At 60.3% G+C, this 20,256-nt stretch carries 13 protein-coding genes and 1 tRNA gene; 4 read left to right on the forward strand and 10 right to left on the reverse strand.

Annotated features, from left to right (window positions below; genetic code table 11):
• Nucleotide 1: 1 nt before the first annotated feature.
• Entirely contained in the window at nucleotides 2-1,885 is a 1,884-nt protein-coding gene (locus ACS1BR_RS02365) for a glycosyltransferase (protein ID WP_463559879.1), read from the reverse strand.
• 275 nt (nucleotides 1,886-2,160) lie between these two features.
• Between ACS1BR_RS02365 and ACS1BR_RS02370 the strand changes: the two genes are divergently transcribed.
• Entirely contained in the window at nucleotides 2,161-3,231 is a 1,071-nt protein-coding gene (locus tag ACS1BR_RS02370; RefSeq protein ID WP_463559880.1) for an NAD-dependent epimerase/dehydratase family protein, read from the forward strand.
• Here ACS1BR_RS02370 and ACS1BR_RS02375 read toward each other — a convergent pair.
• The 8 genes from ACS1BR_RS02375 to argS form a co-directional block, all read right to left on the reverse strand.
• Nucleotides 3,224-4,198, reverse strand: a complete 975-nt coding sequence (locus ACS1BR_RS02375; protein ID WP_463559881.1) for an L-threonylcarbamoyladenylate synthase — start codon at nucleotides 4,196-4,198, stop codon at nucleotides 3,224-3,226. The genes ACS1BR_RS02370 and ACS1BR_RS02375 overlap by 8 nt on opposite strands.
• A 31-nt stretch (nucleotides 4,199-4,229) precedes the next feature.
• Entirely contained in the window at nucleotides 4,230-5,180 is a 951-nt protein-coding gene (gene prmC / locus ACS1BR_RS02380) for a peptide chain release factor N(5)-glutamine methyltransferase (RefSeq protein ID WP_463559882.1), read from the reverse strand.
• A gap of 3 nt (nucleotides 5,181-5,183) precedes the next feature.
• Complete coding sequence (prfA, locus tag ACS1BR_RS02385) at nucleotides 5,184-6,263, reverse strand: peptide chain release factor 1 (protein ID WP_463559883.1); 1,080 nt, start codon at nucleotides 6,261-6,263, stop codon at nucleotides 5,184-5,186.
• A gap of 21 nt (nucleotides 6,264-6,284) precedes the next feature.
• Entirely contained in the window at nucleotides 6,285-8,174 is a 1,890-nt protein-coding gene (gene rho / locus ACS1BR_RS02390; protein WP_463559884.1) for a transcription termination factor Rho, read from the reverse strand.
• A gap of 322 nt (nucleotides 8,175-8,496) precedes the next feature.
• Nucleotides 8,497-9,507, reverse strand: a complete 1,011-nt coding sequence (gene thrB / locus ACS1BR_RS02395; protein WP_463560309.1) for a homoserine kinase — start codon at nucleotides 9,505-9,507, stop codon at nucleotides 8,497-8,499.
• Nucleotides 9,508-9,553: 46 nt separating this feature from the next.
• Entirely contained in the window at nucleotides 9,554-10,852 is a 1,299-nt protein-coding gene (locus ACS1BR_RS02400) for a homoserine dehydrogenase (protein WP_463559885.1), read from the reverse strand.
• An 88-nt stretch (nucleotides 10,853-10,940) separates the two neighbouring features.
• Entirely contained in the window at nucleotides 10,941-12,425 is a 1,485-nt protein-coding gene (gene lysA / locus ACS1BR_RS02405; RefSeq protein WP_463559886.1) for a diaminopimelate decarboxylase, read from the reverse strand.
• On the reverse strand, nucleotides 12,425-14,086 hold the full coding sequence (argS, locus tag ACS1BR_RS02410; protein ID WP_463559887.1) for an arginine--tRNA ligase: 1,662 nt from the start codon (nucleotides 14,084-14,086) through the stop codon (nucleotides 12,425-12,427). Before argS ends, lysA begins: the two co-directional genes overlap by 1 nt.
• Nucleotides 14,087-14,222: 136 nt before the next feature.
• Here argS and ACS1BR_RS02415 point away from each other — a divergent pair.
• The 3 genes from ACS1BR_RS02415 (at nucleotide 14,223) to hrpA (ending at nucleotide 20,035) form a co-directional block, all read left to right on the forward strand.
• A tRNA-Arg gene (locus ACS1BR_RS02415) sits at nucleotides 14,223-14,295 on the forward strand.
• Nucleotides 14,296-14,377: 82 nt separating this feature from the next.
• Nucleotides 14,378-15,823 (forward strand): GNAT family N-acetyltransferase, encoded by a 1,446-nt coding sequence (locus tag ACS1BR_RS02420; RefSeq protein WP_463559888.1) that lies wholly within the window; start codon nucleotides 14,378-14,380, stop codon nucleotides 15,821-15,823.
• A gap of 81 nt (nucleotides 15,824-15,904) precedes the next feature.
• Nucleotides 15,905-20,035, forward strand: coding sequence for an ATP-dependent RNA helicase HrpA (gene hrpA, locus ACS1BR_RS02425; protein WP_463559889.1), 4,131 nt, complete (start codon nucleotides 15,905-15,907; stop codon nucleotides 20,033-20,035).
• On the opposite strand, the gene ACS1BR_RS02430 is transcribed toward hrpA, so the two are convergent.
• Nucleotides 20,032-20,250 (reverse strand): helix-turn-helix transcriptional regulator, encoded by a 219-nt coding sequence (locus ACS1BR_RS02430; protein WP_463559890.1) that lies wholly within the window; start codon nucleotides 20,248-20,250, stop codon nucleotides 20,032-20,034. The genes hrpA and ACS1BR_RS02430 overlap by 4 nt on opposite strands.
• Nucleotides 20,251-20,256 lie beyond the last annotated feature (6 nt).

The following is a 20,256-nucleotide window of genomic DNA, read 5'->3' on the forward strand; positions in this document are numbered from 1 at the left end:
CCTACCTCTTCTCTGCTTCGGCATCGAACCCGGCCCGCACCGAGTTGAACGGGCTGCCGATCACACCGCGAAATATCTTTTGCCGAAGCCGCTGCGGCAGAAGACGGTACACCAGCCGGACAGACAGGTTGCGCGCGAAACCAAACCCGCCGATCACGCCGCCGCTGTAGAGACTCCGCTGCACCGCGTAGTCCTTCCCGACCGCCCGCAGCCCGCCGCGCCGCGTGTACGCCCCGGCACCGGTTCGGTACATGACCAGCGGCTGCGGGCAGGTGGTAAACCGGAAACCGGCCCGGTGCATACGCGACCACAACCAGTAGTCCTCGGCTGTAGGCACCTCCTCGTAGCCGCCCACAGCCAGCACCGCAGACCTGTAAAAAACCACGGTGGGGTGAAAAATAGGGTTGCGGTAGGGCAGGGCACGAGCGATAGCGGAACCGCCGGAAACCGCGTGGCGGGTTGACTCAATCTCGCTGCCGTCCTCAGAAACCTCATACATGGCAGAACACACCAGGTGGGAGCCGCTGTCGATGAGCAGCGGAATCTCAACCTCAAACCGCGACGGCAGCGAAATATCATCGGCGTCTGCCCGCGCCACCAGCTCGAAAGAACAGCGCGCTAAACCGGCGTTGAGAGCGTTGGCTAGGCCCCCGTTCACCTCCAGGGGGACGACGGTGAGGGCAGGCGCCTGCCCCGACCTCGATTTTTCTTCCCACCGCCGGATCACCGACAGCAGGTCCTGCGGCAGCGGCCCGTCTTGGACCAGCACCAGTTCGTCGGGAACCAGCGTCTGCTCCACGGTATTTGAGGCAATCGCCCGGTCCAAAAACTCGGGGTTATCCCCGGCGTAGGTGCTCATGAGGACCGAGAACTGCCGCCCGCCCGGCGGTCTTGTACTTGTAGCGGAGGCAATTGCCGGTAACTGAAGGTCGTAGACCCCGGCTAAAACCTCAGTATTATCCCTGAAAGAGCGCAGGGAATCCCTGATTCCCCGCAGCAGGTAGCCGGCGTAAACTCTCTTCTCGTCGGTACGCGCAAGGGTGCTCACCCACAGGCGCAGGGTTGACCCGCCGTAGAGCAGTTTCTCCAGCGGTGTGAGGGTGCGGCGACGGCAAAAAACCCACAGCTTGTTCCGCACGTCATAGTAGAAACGCGGACCGGGTTTGGCGTCGGTGGTACCAAACGTTGCGGTGTGGTGTAACGCCACAGAGGCACCGGTAGCAATGGCATTGCGGTCACGGGACAGCCGGGTGGTGTACTCAAAATCATCGTTCCAAATAAAGAAATCAGCGATCGGCAGGCCGACCCGCCGCATAACAGCGGCGTCCATCAGCACCGACACAAACGATGCCGACCGCACCGGGCGCGCCCCCACCCGTGCCGCACGTGCACGGCGGACAGGCCCGGCCCCAAACATGGTGCGCATGGTGTTCATGGGGTGGTCGCTGCCGTTCTCCCATACCACCCGCGAGGCAACAAAGGCCGGCCGGTCCGCGACCGTGGGGGAATAGTTTTTCCAGGCCCGGTAACTTTCAACCAGGGTGTTTGCGGTGGGCTCGGTATCGTCGTCCATCACCCACACCAGGTCCGCCCGATGTTCGACCAGGGCACGGTCAATTCCCACGGTGAAACCACCGGCCCCGCCCATATTGCTTCCCAGATGCACGATATCTAAGGGCAACGGGTAGCTGAGACTGTCCAGATACTCGGCGGTGTCATCGGTGGAGGCGTTGTTGACCACAATCACCCGGTGCGGAGTCAACTCACCCGCCGCAATACCCGCCAGGGTCAGCTCGAGAAGTTTCCTGCGGTTATAGGTCACAACAACTGCTGCAATCAGTGTCTCTGCCCCGGAGCCCGCGCTCGGAGAGGGATAGGTGGTCATAGTAATAGGGCCAAATCCTTTCAGGCTTTCGGCAAACCCGCCGGCTTTAGACGCAAAGCCCCTGCGGTACCGCCCGCGAGCCACGACCTGCTCGCAGTGTCTCATGCGACTCTTGCTAGTTTACTGAATTGCGACTCGCTCTTCACCCCGGGCGGCCCGTCGGTAGAAAAGATTTGCTGTGCCTGTTCGATAAATAACGGTGTTTATGCGAAAGTATTGTGTAATCCGTAAATTCTTACAAGGTTGCCCACGGGCCCTCAGGAAAGGTGTGCGCTGTGTCTGCTTCGAACTGGAAACTTATTGGTGCAAGCGGCTTTGTTGGCTCATCTATCCTTGCCCGCCTTCGCAGCGAGGGGATCGATGCCGACCCCGTAGAGGCACCCCGGCTCGTCACCAAACGCACCGATCCAACCGCCATCATCGAGGAAGCACGGCGACTCGAGGGGATCATCGACTCACTCGCCGACTCTATGGCAGGGGCCCAGGTGGTGGTCAACGCCGCCGGTCTGGCCGCCCCCAACCAGCACGACCTCTCCCCCCTTCTGGGGGCAAACGCCCTACTTCCGGCAGTCATCGCCATTGCGGCCCAGCGCACCGGAGTCAAAAGAGTAATTCATCTCTCGTCTGCTGCGGTTCAGGGGTCAGCCCACGTTCTCACACCCGAGCGGGCGACCGACCCTTTTTCCGCCTACTCGTTTTCCAAGGCACTGGGTGAAGAGGTGCTTCTCCAGCTGGGGGATTTTGTGAAAGAAACCGCTGCCGCCGGTGTCGCTCCGGGATCTCAGGAATCCGCCTATCCCGCCGCGCCTTCTTTCTCTCCGGTGCAGGTCTCCCCCACTCACGCGGTTGAACTGTGCGTTGTTCGCGCCACCAGCGTGCAGGGTAGAGGGCGGCGCACCACCGAGGCCTTTGCAAAGATTGCCTCTTCGACCCTGGCCTCGGTGGCCGGAGATGGCAGCGGCAAGTCTCCCGTGTCCTCGTCCTACGCCCTGGCCGAATTCGTTTCGATGCTGGGCAGGTTTGAGGGCAAGCTCCCCGACATTGTGGTGCAGCCCTGGGAGGGGGCAAGCTGCCGGTCGGTGCTCGTCGACGCCGGGCGCCGCTACCCGATCCAGCTACCGCGCCTACTCTGCTCGGCGGCTATCGCCCTGGGCTACACCGTGTCTCGGACGCTCAATGACCGTTTTCAGGGGCAGATCCGCCGTATCGAGGTCATGTGGTTTGGCCAGGATATTGACGATTCGTGGGCCCGCTCCAACGGCCTGGTACCCGAGCACCGGATCCGGGAGGTACTGCGTACCGCCCACACGGCCCTCGGCAAAAAGAAAGACCAAAAATTTAGCTAGGTGAAGAAGCCTGACCGTCCTCGGTGTCCCCGCCAAAAACCAGGGAGCGGGCCCGAGCGATACTGACGGGCTTGGTGGTTTGTTCTGTCCGTCGATACTGTTCCCGACGATGAGCGGCCCTGGTGCGCACCTGATCAACCTGCGCCCCCGAACCGGTGGCTGTGACCAGACTGGCGCTCAGTGATTCCTCCTGCGGGGCCGATGCCCGCGGCCCCGCATCCCTTACCCGATCCTCTTCGGTCGGTGCGGCCATGTGGCGGGCCGCGGGCCTGCCGCCACCGGCTTCAAGCTCCTGCCTGGTCACGATACCGGGGACGACGACGCGCAGCTCCTCCACCGAGATAGCTCCCTCCCGCACGACCACGGGACGATCCGAGGTGCAGTCAACGATGGTTGAGGGCAGCACCGGCCGCCCAGCTTCCCCCTGCTCCCGGTGAGGCCGGTGCCCGCCGTCGATAATAAGCTCCACGTCATCGCCCAGCTGTTCTAGCGCCGCCCGGGCAGAAGTTGCCGCTTCTCTGCCCGTTTTATTGGCCGAAGACACCGCCAACGGCCCGGTTTGTCTCAACAGGTCGATGGCCAGACTGTCGCGGGGGACCCTCAGGGCAACGGTGCCCCGCGAATCTCCCAAATCCCAGGTGAGGGAGGGCTGGCTGTAGAGGATAAGGGTCAGGGCCCCGGGCCAGAACTCGCGGGCAAGGGCGGTGGCCTCGGCTGAGACCTCATCGGCGAGACCCGGCAGTACCGCCTCGTCAAAAATGAGCACGGGCGGGGGCATGGTTCGCGACCGCCCCTTGGCTGCCAGCAGCTCTGCAACAGCCCGGGGGGAAAAGGCATCGGCGGCAATGCCGTAGACGGTGTCGGTGGGGATCACCAGGGTTTTTTTCTCCCGCACTGCCTGCCGGGCTGCCTCGATTGCCCGGTCGCGGTTTTCGTCGGTGTCGGTTGCGTAGACTGTTGCTTTCACAGGCTTTATTCTCTCATGCTGACGGGTGTCTCTACAGATTACGGGCGGAATGGGTGTGTGAGGTTGGCTGATCCGATACGGGTTTTACACCGGCCGTGTAGCGGGGTCTGCCGGTGAGGTCATCGAGGGATTGGATAGCCTGAAAACCGCATGCGGTGAAGGCAGACCGCATGGAATCCCGCTGAGCTTCGGCGTGCTCACAGATAAAGTAGCCCCCGGGTTTGAGCAGGTCAAAGGCCCTTCCCGTCATGGCTCGCGGTATTTCCATACCGTCGCGGCCACCGCCGTAGAGAGCTAGGCCGGGGTCATGCTCCCTCACCTCTGGGTCCTGCGGAATAGCTTCCGCCGGAATATAGGGCGGGTTAGCGGCAATCAGGTCAAAGCTGGACTCCTCACCGGCAAGCGCGCAGGTGGCATCGGCCAGTACCAGCCGTACACCGAGTCCCGCGCAGTTTTTACGTGCCCAGTCAAGGGCAGCCGCAGAAAGTTCTACAGCAACAATCTCGGTACCGGGACGCTCTGCACCCACCGATGCGGCGATAGCACCCGAACCGGTACACAGGTCAGCCACCTTCACCGGTGTGCCTCTGCCCGCCCGGGCGTCAACCTGCTCCAGCAGGTAGGTTACCAAAAGCTCCGTTTCTGGTCGAGGGATAAAAACCCCCGGCCCCACCCCGAGTTCAAGGGACCGAAACGAGGCTGTACCTGTGATGTGCTGGAGGGGTATTCTGCGGGCACGTTGGGATAGAGCCTCTCGCAGTGTGCGGGCAAGCCCGGCGGAGACGGTATAGCCTGTCAGAGCAAGCGATAGAAGACGGCCCCGGCTCACCCTCTCGCCGGTGTATGCCTGCACACAGTGTGCCGCTAGCAGGTCGGCATCGACACGGGCAGAGCCCACCGCGGCCTGCTCCAGGTAGGTGTATGCCCGGTGAAGAACCCCCTCAAGCTCTTCACCGGGCTCAACCACAAAATCTTTGGTCAAGATTTAGTTCTCTTCCCTGCCCAGCTGCTCAAGACGGTGTGCCTCGTCGAGTTCAATCGCCGAGGCAATCACCGGCTGCAGGTCACCGTTGAGCACGGCCTCAAGGTTGTAGGCCTTATAGCCGGTGCGGTGATCCGCTATCCGGTTCTCGGGAAAATTGTAGGTGCGGATACGCTCAGACCTATCCATGGTGCGCACCTGAGAATGCCGCTTTTCGGCGTTTTCGGCATCGATCTGCTCCTGTTGCCAGGCCAGCAGGCGGGCGCGCAGCACGCGCATGGCGGCCTCACGGTTTTGGATCTGTGATTTCTCGTTTTGCATGGCCACCACGATGCCGGTGGGCAGGTGGGTGATACGCACCGCCGAGTCGGTGGTGTTCACCGACTGCCCGCCGGGACCCGATGACCGGTACACGTCGATTTTCAGATCGTTTTGATTGATCTCAATCTCTTCGGGCTCATCAACCTCGGGAAAAACCAGCACGCCTGCGGCCGAGGTGTGGATACGTCCCTGCGATTCGGTGGCGGGAACCCGCTGCACACGGTGTACCCCGCCCTCGTATTTGAGGTTAGCCCACACCCCCTCGGCGGGGTCGGTGGAGTTTCCCTTCACAGAAATCTGTACATCTTTATAGCCACCGACATCGGTCATGGTTGAGGAAATAATCTCGGTCTTCCACCCCTTGGTCTCGGCGTAGCGGGTATACATGCGAAGCAGATCCCCGGCAAAGAGCGATGCTTCGTCACCGCCTTCACCACCCTTGACCTCCAAGATCACGTTGCGACCGTCGTCGGGGTCACGGGGAATGAGCAGGCGGCGCAGCCTCTCCTGAGCTTGGGGAAGCTGCTGCTGCAGTTGCTCTGCCTCGGCGGCGAACTCGGGGTCTTCTGCGGCCATTTCCCGGGCGGCCTCAAGGTCTTCGGTGAGCGTGTTGACCCGACGGTACGCCTCAACGATGCCGTTGAGCTCGGCGTAGCGGCGGCCCAGCTTCCGGGCTCTGCCCTGGTCTGCGTGAACAGCGGGGTCCGCAAGCTGTTTTTGAAGATCAGCGTGCTCGTCGAGCAGAGACTGAATTTCGTACACGGTATGCCTTCTTCTTTCGGTTTAGTCGTTGGGGTTGGTACCCAGACCGGATTTCTGCACGGTGAGCAAGAATTCAACATTGGACTGGGTCTCGCGCAGTTTGGAGGTCAGCACACCCAGCGCCTGCTCCTGGTCAAGGCCCGCAAGTACCCGGCGCAGTCGCCACATGATCTTGACCTCTTCGGGCGAGAGCAGGTTCTCTTCGCGGCGGGTACCCGACGAGTTGACATCGACTGCGGGGAAAATACGCTTGTCTGCCAGCTGGCGGGACAGCCTCAACTCCATATTACCGGTGCCCTTGAACTCCTCGAATATCACCTCGTCCATCTTGGACCCTGTTTCCACCAGGGCGGTGGCCAGAATAGTCAGCGATCCGCCCTCTTCGATATTGCGGGCAGCACCAAAGAATTTCTTGGGCGGGTAGAGGGCGGCAGAGTCTACACCGCCGGATAGGATACGGCCTGACGCCGGTGCGGCAAGGTTGTAGGCGCGGCCCAGGCGGGTCATGGAGTCCAGAAGCACCACAACGTCCAGCCCCTGCTCCACCAGGCGTTTAGCCCGCTCAATGGCGAGTTCAGCCACCGTGGTGTGGTCGTCTGCCGGGCGGTCAAAGGTTGAGGCGATCACTTCGCCCTTGACCGTGCGCTGCATATCGGTGACCTCTTCTGGGCGCTCGTCCACCAGCACCATCATGAGGTGCACCTCGGGGTTGTTGGTGGTGATCGCGTTGGCAATGGATTGCAGCATGAGAGTCTTTCCCGCCTTGGGGGGCGAGACAATCAAACCCCGCTGGCCCTTACCGATGGGGGCCACCAGATCAACCACGCGGGTACCCATTTTCTTGGGCTCGGTCTCCAGGCGCAGACGCTCCTGGGGGTAGAGCGGGGTCAGTTTGCCAAAGTCGCGGCGGTTCTTTGACTCTTCGGGGTCAAGACCGTTGATGGAGGTCAGTTTGACCAACGCGTTAAATTTTTGCCGCGAGTTGTTTTTATCCCCCTCGCGCGGGGCACGAATAGCGCCCACCACCGCGTCTCCCTTACGCAGGGCATAGCGCTTCACCTGGCTGAGCGAAACATACACGTCGGAGGGCCCGGGTAGGTATCCCGATGTCCGCACAAAAGCATAGTTGTCTAGCACATCGAGGATACCGGCAACGGGCACTAAAACGTCGTCCTCGGAGAGCTCGGGTTCGTCGTAGTCGTTGCGGCGGTTACGCTGGCGGCGCTCGTTTTGCCGGTCGCGGCGATTACGGTTGCGCCGGTTATCCTCATCGGGACCGTTATTTTTGGGGTTGCGGTCGTTTTTCTCGGGTTTTTCGTTTTTCTCGGTGGACCCGCGCTCATTCTGGCGGTCGTTGCGGGTGGTGCGATTGCGGCGGCGGGTGCTATCTTCGCCGCGGTCGTTTTGATCCGAGTCGGTTTTCTTTCGGTCCTCACCGTTTTCGGTCTGCTCCGCCCTGTCTTCCTCTGCCGCTCCCTGTTTACGGCGATTGTTGCGGTTTCGGGTGCGGGTGGAGCTTTTCTCGGCCTCGGCGGTTGAGTCTTTGTCCTGTGCTGTATTTTTGTCGCTCTTGTCAGAGGTGGAGCTGTCCCCTGCCGGTTCTGCGGGCTCTTGGGGGCTAACGGTTTTCTCTTCCTGCCCGGCACCTTCTGCGGTGTCTTTTTTCTTACCGGTGCGTTTGCGGGTCGAGCCGGTGTCCGTCTCAGCCCCGGTATCGGTGAGACGCTCAGCAACGGTGCCGCCCCGCTGGTGGTTAACGATCGCCTCAACCAGGTCCGATTTACGCATACGCCGGGCGCCGGTAATACCCAGTTGGGCTGCAAGTGATTGGAGTTGAGCCAGCTTGAGGCTGCTCAAAGACGGTGACTTGTTTTCTTCCGTACCCGCGGTGCGGTCGGTGGATTCTGCCACGAAGGTTCCTTCCCCTCGATAAAAATCGAAAAATATTTCGTTGGTGACACATAAGGATTCAGTGTCAGGCCAAGAACCGAGCATCAGATTAGCTTGGTTCGGTTGTGTTCGCCTCCCACGCTCGCGCACTCGTGCGGTGCGGTAAGAAGCGGGTGTTCTCGGGATTGCCGGTTGAGCACGGCTATGCTGTCAAAACGGCGGTGTTCTCCCCTGGGCGTTCGCTAGCGCGGCGGCTGGGAGAATCAAGAATCACAAGAAGCAAAAAATCACGAGATATGCAGTTGCATTCAAAGATTTGAGAAGAAAATTAGCCGCTACGTTTTCACTCTGCGGTGTTTTCTTCTCGCCTAATCATAACACCTTCGGTATCAATGTCCACGGGCAGCACGCGCCAGTTGAGACATCGCCCCCGGTAAACGCCCGTATCGGGCTGGTTCGCGCACCGTTCAATAGCGGCGCCTGCCTGCGCCCGTTCCTCGTGCCCTCGGGTAAAAACAAGCACGGTGGGCCCGGCACCGGAAATCACCGCGGGGTAACCAAGACCACGCAGTTGAGCCACCATCGCGGCAGAGGGTTGCATGGCCGCGGCCCGGTAGGGTTGGGTCAGCATATCGGCGGTGCCGGCTAAAAGGTGGTCGGGGTACGTTGAGAGTGCCTGGGTCAGCAGGGCGGCTCTTCCAGAGTTGACCGCCGCGTCACGGTGGGGCACGGTTTCGGGGAGCAGTTTACGCGCTACCCCGGTGGACACCTCGTAATCGGGTACCGCAACCAGCGGTAGAATATCGGGGTGAACCGGTATTGGCAGACAGCGCCAATCCCCGTGCTCACCGTAGGAAATTACCAGGTTGCCGTAGAGGGAGGGCGCAACATTATCGGGGTGGCCCTCTATACCCGCACAGACGCGCAGTATCGCCGCGTCATCGATCCGAGCCCAAGCCGGTAGCAGGGCGTTAGCCGCGCAGGCTCCCGCCACAATGGTTGCGGCCGAAGAACCCATTCCCCGGGAGTGGGGGATACGGTTACGGGCTTTCAGGTGCAGACCCGGAAGCCCGGAAGCCCCCACCACCTGCCAGACAGCCCGCATGGCCTTCACCAGCAGGTGCTCGGCGCTGCGAGGCACACTATCGGCTCCCTCCCCGGCAATGTCAAAGGTGAGGTCTGTCCCGGTGCGGGTCACCTCTATCTCATCGTAGTGGGCCAGGGCCAGACCCAACGAGTCAAAGCCGGGACCGAGGTTGGCGCTAGAGGCCGGAACCCGCACGGTCACCCGGGTGCCCGGCGGGATTATATCCGGCAGATAGTGGGAATCGGCAGAACCGTCCTTGATCGTCATGGTCACACGTGTTCTTTCAGTACAGTTTCTTAGGGATTTTTAGGAGCTAGTTACCCTCAACGCGAATCATCGAGGTGATCTCTCGAACGGTGTCCAGGGCATCGACGACAGCCGTGATTTTTCGCAGGTTATCTTCGGTCGCCCGGTGGGTCACAATACGAATCAACGATACGGGTTCTCCGGCAGCATTTTTCTGTTTGGTCTGCCGAATAGTCTCAATCGAGACCCCGTGATCGGCAAAAATTCTGGCAATATGAGCGAGCACACCCAGCCGATCATCGACCTCTATCCCCAGCGCAAACCGCGATACCACATCGTCCATCGGCCTGACCCGCAAACGTTTACTCTGCGGCTCACACGTGTCCTTTTCTCCCGCCGCTATGCGCCGGGCAATCGTCACAAAATCACCCATCACCGCCGAGGCCGTGGGCGCACCCCCGGCCCCGGGGCCGTAGAACATGAGCTCACCGGCGTTCTCGGCTTGAACAAACACGGCGTTGTAGGCACCGTGCACGGACGCTAGCGGGTGCTCGCGAGGCACCAGGGTGGGGCTCACCCTCAGGTTGGCCCCGTCACCGTCACACTCGCAGATGGCCAGCAGTTTAATCACGTAGCCGTCAGCCTGCGCGGCTGCCATATCGTCAGCGGTGATAGCGGTGATACCCTCGCAGTGCACGTCGTCGATAGTGAACTCGGAGTGAAAGGCCAGGGAGGCCACGATGGCCGCTTTTGCCGCCGCATCGTAACCCTCAATATCGGCCGTGGGGTCTGCCTCGGCATAACCCAGCTGCTGGGCGGCTGCCAGGGCTTCATCGAACTGTGCGCCGGTAGTATCCATCTGGTCAAGAATATAGTTGGTGGTGCCGTTCATAATTCCCAGCACTCTGGTTACCCGGTCACCGGACAAAGAGTCTCGCAGGGGGCGCAGGATAGGTATAGCCCCGGCCACCGCTGCCTCATAGAACAGCCGGGCGCCGGTGGCGTGTGCCGCCGCCTGAAGCTCGCTGCCGCACCTGGCAAGAAGAGCCTTGTTTCCCGAGACCACCGACGTGCCGGCGCTCAACGCCCGTATAATGCGGGCTCGAGCCGGCTCAATTCCACCGGTCAGCTCGATCACCACGTCCGCAGCGTCGATCAGTGTCTCAGCATCGGTGGTGTAGAGACTTTCATCGACCTGATAGTGGCGATGTGCCGCGGTGTCCCGCACCGCAATACCGACCAGCTCCACCTCGGCCCCGATACGCCGGGCCAGGGTACCGGAGTCCTCCAGAAGAATCCGGGCAACCTGCGAACCCACGTTTCCAGCACCGAGTAGAGCAACTTTGATGTGCTGAGGTGTACTCATAAACTCTTTTCTCCTAGCTTGAGCATCAACTGCGGCGGCGGGCCCGGGCCTCTCCTCCGGTATTCACCCGCTCCCGGCTCAATATCGGCTATATAGGCCCCATGTCACGGGCAAGCATTTCTTCTTCGGTCTCACCCCGAACCATCAGCCGCGGTCGCTCCCCTGTCTGTGTGGCAACCACCGGGGGCCGGGTCAGATAGTTATAGTTGGATCCCAGCGCAAAACAGTACGCACCTGTCGCCGCGACCGCCAGTATATCCCCCCGCTCCAGGTCAGCCGGCAGATAGACATAGCGGACCACTATATCACCGGATTCACAGTGCTTACCCACCACGCGTGAGAGCAGCTGCTCACCGGTCGGGGCACGGTTGGCGAGCACAGCGGTGTAGTCGGCATCATAGAGCGCGGGGCGGGCGTTATCGCTCATTCCCCCGTCCACCGACACGTAGCGGCGCACCAGTTTTTGCCCCGCCCCGTCTTCGACGGCCACATCTTTGATAGTGCCCACCGTGTAGAGGGTTATCCCGGACGGCCCCGAAATTGCTCTTCCCGGTTCAAACGACAGGTGGGGAATATCCATTCCCAGCCGCGTACAGGCGGCGGCTACCGATGCCGCCAGCTCGGCAGCCACATCGGCGGCATCGCGGGGGGTGTCCCCCGAAACGTAACCGATACCGTAGCCCCCACCCAGATCCATCTCGGGGAGCACGGTCGAAAAACGGAGGTTGGTCGCATGCATAAAATCAAGTACTCGCTCCGCCGCCAGAGAGAAACCGTCCGCCTCAAAAATTTGCGAACCTATATGACAGTGGACACCGCGCAGGTCAATGTGATCGGAAGCCAGGGCCAGGGCCACCGCTACGGTGGCGTAGGAGTCGTCCGGTCCCGCGCCGAGTTCTGCCAGCTGTCTGTCGCTGAACCCGGTCAAAGCTGCGGTATGGGGAGCTATCGACTGACCAAATTTTTGGTCTTCGTGGGCGGTAGCGATGTATTCGTGTGTTGAGGCGTGCACACCCGGGGTGAGCCTCAGCATCACCGGGGCAACCCTGTCCATCTCTGCGGCGATCTCGGCAATAAGCTGTACCTCTGAGACCGAGTCGGCAACAATCCGCCCCACGCCGTAGTCGAGTGCCCGGCGAATCTCAGCCTCAGATTTATTATTGCCGTGCAGGGCTATTGCGGCACCGGGCAGACCGGCGCGGATACCGAGGGCCAGTTCCCCTCCCGATGCCGTATCGAGGTTCAGCCCCTCCTCGTAGGCCCAACGGGCCACCGCGGTGGTGAGAAAAGATTTGCCCGCGTAGTAGACCGAGACATCGGCCCCGTAGACGGCAAAAGCATCACGGAAGGCAACACCGAACTTTCGGGCACGTTCCCTAAAAGCCGTCTCCGAAAAAACATACTGGGGGGTGCCAAATGTCTGGCGCAACCGGAGGACCGGAGTGCCGTCCACCGTCACCTGCCCGCTCTCATCTCGCCGGATATTTTCGGGCCAGATGGTGGGCTCAAGCTCACCCAACCGCCGCGGGTAGGCAAGCCATTCCGGCCTGTACAGCTCCTGTCCACCGGCCATTACATCTTCTCCGGCGCAGTCACCCCGAGCAAACCCAGGCCATTGGCCAATACCTGGCGGGTAGCATTATTCAGTAGCAGGCGGGCCCTGTGCAGATCCCCCACCTCCTCACCGTTAGAGGGAGCAACACGCGAATTACCGTACCAAGAATGGTAGGTCCCGGCGAGCTGCTCAAGATAGCGTGCCACCCGGTGCGGTTCGCGGAACGTACCCGCTTCCTTGACCGTGGCGGGAAACTGCCCCAGTACAGCGAGAAGCTCGTTGTCAGCCGCGGTGTTGAGCAGGGAAAGATCGGGGTTGGCGGTGTCCACACCGGCTGCGGCAGCGTTGCGGGCTACAGCGCAGGTGCGGGCATGGGCGTACTGGACGTAGAACACCGGGTTCTCGTTTGATTGCTTAGTGAGCAGACCCAGGTCGATATCAATATTTGAGTCGACCGTGTAACGGGTCAGGGTATAGCGTGCCGCATCAACTCCAACCGCATCCACCAGATCCTCCAGGGTCACGATGGTGCCGGCCCGCTTTGACATGCGCACGGGTTTGCCGTCGCGCACCAGGTTCACCATCTGCCCGATCATCACTTCCACACGGTCGGGGTCGTCCCCCAGGGCCGCCGCCGCCGCTTTTAGGCGGGCCACGTAACCGTGGTGGTCCGCTCCGAGCATGTAGATAGCGATATCGGCCGGGTTCTCGGGGCGGCCCACCTTGTCCTGAAAATAGGCTATATCACCGGCGATGTAGGCTGCTTTACCGTCGGATTTGATAACCACGCGGTCTTTGTCATCACCGTAGTCGGTAGATTTAAGCCACCATGCGCCGTCCTTGAAATAGAGATTTTTGCTGCCCTTTAGCTGCTCAAGCAGCTGCTCAACCCTACCGTTTTCAAACAGGGAGTTCTCGTGAAAGAAGACATCGAAATCAACTTTAAAGTGGTGAAGGGACTTCTTGATATCGGCAAACATGAGTTCAACACCGGCTGCCCGAAACTCTTCCAGCGCGTGATCCGATGAGAGGATATCGGGGTTTTGTTCCATCACTCGGGCAGCTATATCGCTAATGTATTCACCGCCGTAGCCGTCTTCGGGCGTTGGCTCATTTTTTGCGCTGGCCAACAGGGAACCGGCAAAACGGTCTATCTGGGTGCCATGATCGTTAAAGTAGTATTCGCGCACCACGGTGGCGCCCTCAGCTTCGAGGATGCGGGCCAGAGAATCTCCCACTGCCGCCCAGCGGGTACCGCCCAGGTGGATAGGCCCGGTGGGGTTGGCGGACACAAATTCCAGGTTAATGGTTTTTCCGGCCAGCTCCGTGTTGTTTCCGTACTTGTGGCCGGCAGTGACGATGGTGTGCGCCAGTTCGCCGGCGGCTGACGCATCGAGCACGATGTTGAGGAATCCGGGGCCGGCCACGTCCACCCTCTGCACACCGTCGATATCTTGTATCCGCCGGGCAAGGATCTGTGCCACCTCGCGGGGGCTTTTACTCACGCGTTTAGAAATTTGCAGAGCAATGTTGGTTGCCCAGTCGCCGTGTTCGCGGCTCTTGGGGCGCTCTACCCGCACGGTGGGCACCGGCAGGTCGTCGGCCAAAACGAGTTCGCCTGTTTCGAGGGTTGCCGCCAGGGCTTCTGAGATTGCTTCTGAAAGTTCTTCGAGAGTCATAGGGCTAGTTTACCTATAAGAGGATGGTCTCTTCAGGTTTGTAGCCCTGCAAGTGAGTCGCGGGGGTGGGCCTGTGCACCGGCTGCCGGTTTCTGGTAAGGTTGTTTATTGCTACCGCACCAGTTGTGCGGTGCGTGCCTCTGTAGCTCAGTGGATAGAGCACCAGTTTCCGGTACTGGTTGTCGAAGGTTCGAATCCTTTCAGGGGCACTTTTTTCTACCCCCGTGTGCCGCGCACAAAAATTCCCGCAGCTGCGGCATCGGGGGGACGAGACACATTTGAGGGGCAGCTGTGAGACCTCAGACCGGCTTCTACGCTTTACCGCGCTCGCTCTCCCACAGTTTTGATTTCTACCCGGCCCCCGCCCCGTCCGCTCCCCTGCTCATTTATCTGCACGGTGGAGCCTGGCGGTTTGGTGATAAGGATTCTTTTCGCCTCAGTGAGAACGGCAGTCACAGGCTGCGCGAGGTTTTTCAGCACGCCGGTTTTGCGTGCGCCTCCATTAACTATCGGCTCTCGAGTGAGGCCCTCTTCCCCGCACAGATCAACGATGTTAAAGCGGCCATCCGCTTCTTCCGTACCCGTTCCCGGCAGTTTGGCCTGGATCCGTCTCGCTTTGTGATTGCCGGCTCCTCGGCCGGAGGCCACCTGGCCATGCTGGCTGCAGCCAGCGGAAACCCGGACCCCTACTATGAGGGGCTGACTCCCCGGCAGTTGTCCGGGGAGGTATCGAGTGGATTAGCCGCGGCGGTAAGTTTCTACGGGGTCTCAGACCTGCGCACCATTTTTACCGATCGGCCGCTGTGCGGGGTACCCTCTCACCACCCCGATGACGATGGTGCCGAGTGGCGCCTTTTGGGTAGTACCTACCCGGCCCCGGCGGGGTCGGCCGCCGAGCTGAACTGGAAGCTGGCCCAACCTCTTGACCTGGTCAGGGAAGCAGAACCTGCCGGTAGTCGACGCTGCGCTCCCCTGTTTCTGCTGCACGGGCTAGCCGACAGCTGTGTCCCCTACCTACAATCGGTACGGGTTTTTGAGCAGGCTATTCGGCGGCGTATTCCCAGCCGGCTCATACTGGTTGAAGGTGCCGAGCACTCCGACCCCCGCTGCTATTCCGCCTCCCACCTACAGGAAATCCTGGACTGGGTTCGCGAACAGATCTACCCTATCAGCGAGAAAGGAACCTCAACGATGACTCTGCGGTGGCCCCTTCCGGTTCCTCTCCTCATCGACCGGGAGCTGAGCCTCGTCCCCTGGCCTCAGGTAGGCCGAGTACCCGGTGTGGTCGACGATCTCGTAGCCTCCTGCAAAGATGAGCACATGGTTGCCTTTACACAGGTTCCACACAACTATACCCGGTCGATGGCGCTTTCTTTTCTGGCCGATACCGGGTCCGTGCGCTGGGGGCTTGTGGTTGATCACCGCTACTGCGGAAACATTGAGCTGCGCCTAGAATCCACGGATGAGGGTTCTGTCAGCCTGGGCTATAACACCGCCCCCTACGCTCGCAGACGGGGACTCATGTCGCGGGCTGTGAAAATGGTTGTCAAGCACGCTTTCTCACAGGGGGTCTGCCGTCTTGAACTACGAGCAGCGGTCAACAACCGAGCGTCGCGGGCAGTCGCCGAGTCGACCGGGTTCATTTTTGAGGGTGTAGTCCGCGGTGCCGAGTATCTGCACGGTGAGCTTATCGACCTGGCGGTGTACTCCCGTCGTGCGGATAGGGACGGATTTTAAAGGGGCCGGCGCTCACGCGATATCCTACACCTCTGCCCACCCGTGCCAACACGGTTTCTTCTGCACTAAACTGGAAACAATATGTCTAAGAACCCCGTGAAAATCACCTACCCGGCCCAGCTGCCGGTCACCGATCACCGCCAGGAGATTATGGCGGCCATTAGAGAAAACCAGGTCACCATCATCGCCGGTGAGACCGGCTCCGGTAAAACCACCCAGATACCTAAAATATGCCTGGACATGGGACTTGCCCGTCACGGCATGATCGGGCATACCCAGCCGCGGAGGCTAGCTGCCCGCTCGGTTGCCGAGCGTATTGCCGAAGAACTGGGGCAAAACGTCGGTGAAACCGTGGGATACCAGGTACGATTCACCTCCCAGGTGGGCGAAGATTCGGCGATCAAGCTCATGACCGACGGCATCCTTCTCGCCGAGATCCCGCACGATGCGCTGCTGCAAAAATACTCGGTGATTATTATCGACGAGGCCCACGAGCGCAGCCTTAACATCGACTTTATTCTGGGCTACCTCAAACGCATTATGGGCCAAAGGCCCGACCTCAAGATTATTATCACCTCAGCAACCATTGATCCCCAGCGGTTCGCCCGCCACTTCTCCCCCGACCCCGCACCCGCCGATGAAAACCAGCCCTCCGCAGGCGATGATAGCCGGGATTCGGCAGCTCTACCCGCAGGCGCCCCGCCCATCATCGAGGTATCGGGACGCACCTTCCCGGTGGAGATCCGCTACCGTCCTCTGAGCGACCCCAGAACCGGTGACGGCGGAGACGACGAAGACGAGACAGGCGACGGGCTGGCCGATGAGGACCGGGACCCCATCGACGGTATTCTGGCGGCAATCACCGAGTTGGCGCGGGAAGATCCGGGTGATATTCTGATTTTCTTCTCGGGTGAGCGTGAGATTCGTGACGCCCAAGAGGCTATTGAGGAGATGCTGCGGACCGGTCGCCACCTCCCTCGCTACGAGGTGCTACCGCTGTTTGGGCGGCTCTCCATGCAGGAGCAGACGGAGGTTTTTCGCCCCGGTTCCCGCCCGCGGATTGTGTTGGCAACCAATGTTGCCGAGACGTCGCTCACCGTGCCGGGTATCAAATATGTGGTTGACACCGGTACCGCCCGTATCTCCAGGTATTCGGCGCGCACTAAGGTGCAGAGGTTGCCCATTGAGCGTATTTCTCAGGCCAGCGCCAACCAGCGTTCGGGCAGGAGCGGGCGAGTAAGTCCCGGTATCGCGATCCGCCTCTACTCCCAAGAGGATTTTGAGTCCCGCCCCGAGTTTACCGATCCCGAGATTTTGCGCACCAACCTGGCGGCGGTTATTTTGCAGATGATGGCGATCGGTGTGGTGAAATCGGCCGGTGATATTTTTGATTTTCCCTTTGTGCAGCCGCCCGAGAGCCGCGCCGTTAACGACGGTGTCAACCTTTTGCGGGAGCTGGGGGCGATTCGCGGTGTTGGCCGGGAGGCATCCGGTCGCGGGCGGTCGTCACGGGGCAGGAGGGGCGGCAATGGTGAGCGGTCTCCTCTAACGGCGGTGGGCAGGACCATGGCCGCGCTGCCCGTTGATCCGCGGCTGGGCCGTATGATTGTGGAGGCCCACCGACGCGGTTGCGCTAAGGAGCTCATGGTACTGGCCGCGGCTCTAACGGTGCAGGATCCGCGGGAGCGGCCCACCGAGCACCGGGCCGAGGCTGATTCTTTGCACGCTCGTTTTCGCGATGAGAAGTCTGATTTTTCGAGCTATCTGCTGCTGTGGAATTTTATCAATGAGAAGCAGGCGCAGCTGTCATCGAGTAAGTTTCGTAAGCTGTGCCATCGTGAGTATCTGAATTTTTTGCGGATCCGCGAGTGGCAGGATTTGTTTGCCCAGCTTGTCGATATGGGGCAGTCAGCCCATATTCGGGTGAGCCGCGGTAGAGGTATCGAGGCCGCCGCCAAAGAGGTGGATATCCATAAATCGCTTGTGGCGGGGCTGCTCTCCCAGATTGGTCTCAGAGACGAGCGGAGCCGTAACGAATATCGGGGTGCGCGAGGTAGTCGTTTTCAGATTTTTCCCGGCTCTGCTCTTTTCAAGAAGAATCCTGACTGGCTGGTTTCTGCTGAGCTGGTGGAGACTTCACGCCTGTGGGCTCGGGTGAACGCTGAGATTGAACCCGAGTGGGTGGAGGAGCTGGGAGCACACCTGGTCAAGCGGCAGTATTCTGAACCCTACTGGTCTGCCTCCCGGGGAGCAGTGATGGCCCGTGAGAAGGTGACTCTTTTTGGTGTGCCGGTGATTGCTGACCGGCGTGTTCCTTACTGGCGGGTTGATCCTGCTGCCGCCCGCGCACTGTTTATTAGATCAGCCCTGGTGGAGGGAGACTGGTCTACCCGGCACCGGTTTTTTGCCCGCAATAGGCAGGCTCTGGCCGAGGTGGAGGAGCTTGAGGCGCGGCTGCGTCGCCGCGACCTGAGGGTCACCGATCAGGCTCTCTTTGATTTCTACGACGCCCGACTACCCGAGAATATTTACTCGGAGCGGCATTTTGACCGCTGGTGGAAACAGGAGAGGCGGCGCAACGAGCACCTTCTCGATTTTACGGTGGAGAATCTGATCGATGACGAAGCCGTTGACTACGATGAAAAGGAATTCCCGCGGGTGTGGACCGCGATGACTTCCGGTGGTGAGCTTTCTCTTGACCTGCGCTATGAGTATGCGCCGACCGTTGCGGTCGGCGGGGTGCGCAGTTCGGGGTCGAAGACCGACGGCATTGCGGTGCAGGTGCCCGTGCTTTTTCTCAACCAGCTGGAGCAGGAGCCTTTTAACTGGATGATTCCCGGTGCCCGCATCGAGCTGGTGACCGCCCTGATCCGGTCTATGCCCAAGCAGGTGCGCAAGAATTTTGTGCCCGCCCCCGATCTTGCTCGATCCGCGGTTGAGGTTCTCAACACAGATTTTTCGCCGGAGACTGACTCGTTGACCGGCTCTCTTGCGCTGGTATTGCGGCGGCTGCGCGGGGTAATGGTGGATCCGGCGGTTTTCGACTGGGACAGGGTACCCGGACATCTACGGTTCACCTTCCAGGTGCGTGATCGGCACAATAGAATCCTGGGTGAGTCGAAGAACCTGGATGAGCTCAAGGCCAAACTTCAACCGCAAATTCGCGCTGCCCTGGCGGCGTCGCTGGGTGCTAGCGATAGCGCTTTTGCCAGAATGGCCAGCATAGCAGCCGGGGCGGGTTCATCGGCTCAAAGCTCCCCCGCTACCGCTAATCATCGGGAGGAACAGAGGGCGGGCGAAGGTAAGGCCGATCGTTCTCCTCTCGGGTCTCAGGGGGTCACAGAACGCTCCGGGCTAACCGCCTGGCCCCGGCCAGACCTTCCCCGCAGCATTGAGCGAGTTATCGCTACTCAGACCGTGACGGGCTATCCGGCCCTCATTGATGAGGGGAAAACCGTGGGCGTGCGGATTTTTGCCGGTGAAGGGCAGGCCCGGCGGGCACAGCGGGCCGGGGTAATCCGTCTCTTGCAGCTGCAGGTGCCCAGCCCCACCCGGTACGTGTCTGACCACCTGTCTCATCGGGAAAAGATTGTGTTTACGCAAAACCCCCACGGCTCTGTTGACGCTCTCATTGAAGACTGTACGGTGGCTGCACTGGATAAGCTCACACCCCAGGAGGCACCGGTCACAGGTGCCGACTATGAGCAGCTTTTCACCGAGGTGCGCTCCGAACTGATTGAAACGGTTTTTGGTATTGCCACCCTTGTTGCCGATATTTTGGGGGAGGCAGCAAAAGTGCGGAAACTCATCAAAAAGAGTACCTCCCTCGCGGTTGTCCACGCCATGAGCGATATGAAATCGCAGCTTGAACACCTGGTTTACCCCGGTTTCGTGGCCAAAACCGGCTATGCGCAGCTGACCAACATTCCCCGCTACCTGCGGGCAATGATACGGCGGATCGAAAAACTGGGCCCCAACCTGCACCGGGACAACCAGCTCATGCTCACTGTGCAGGGAATCGAAGATGACTACGACAGCGCACTGAAATCCCTCTCATCCCAGCAGATAACCCCCGAGCTTGAAGCTCTGGAGTGGATGATCCAGGAGCTGCGGGTGTCTTTCTTCGCCCAGGACTTGGGGACCGCCCACACGGTTTCTGAAAAGCGAATACGTCGGGCCCTAGCCCATGCTGTGGAGGCAGCAAAAAATTAAAAATTGTTTTTTTGTGCGGGGGTGGTATCGGGGGTAAAGATATCCTCTATAGAAGTGTTAAAGGTTCGTGCCAGGGCAAAGGCTAGGGATAATGAGGGGTCGTATCTTCCTTTTTCAATACTAATAATTGTCTGGCGTGTGACCCCGAGGGAGTCAGCCAGTTTTTGCTGTGAAAGATTGTTTTTTGCGCGAAGCCGCTTTAGCTTATTCTCCACTCGCTC

The sequence above is a fragment of the Rothia sp. 18CD1-1 genome, from assembly GCF_055285355.1.

Excerpts from the sequence above, each read along its gene's own strand:
- ACS1BR_RS02365 (WP_463559879.1), bottom strand. The coding sequence starts at position 1,885 with ATGACCACCTATCCCTCTCCGAGCGCGGGCTCCGGGGCAGAGACACTG.
- hrpA (WP_463559889.1), top strand. The coding sequence starts at position 15,905 with ATGTCTAAGAACCCCGTGAAAATCACCTACCCGGCCCAGCTGCCGGTC.
- thrB (WP_463560309.1), bottom strand. The coding sequence starts at position 9,507 with ATGACGATCAAGGACGGTTCTGCCGATTCCCACTATCTGCCGGATATA.
- argS (WP_463559887.1), bottom strand. The coding sequence starts at position 14,086 with ATGACTCTCGAAGAACTTTCAGAAGCAATCTCAGAAGCCCTGGCGGCA.
- lysA (WP_463559886.1), bottom strand. The coding sequence starts at position 12,425 with ATGGCCGGTGGACAGGAGCTGTACAGGCCGGAATGGCTTGCCTACCCG.
- ACS1BR_RS02400 (WP_463559885.1), bottom strand. The coding sequence starts at position 10,852 with ATGAGTACACCTCAGCACATCAAAGTTGCTCTACTCGGTGCTGGAAAC.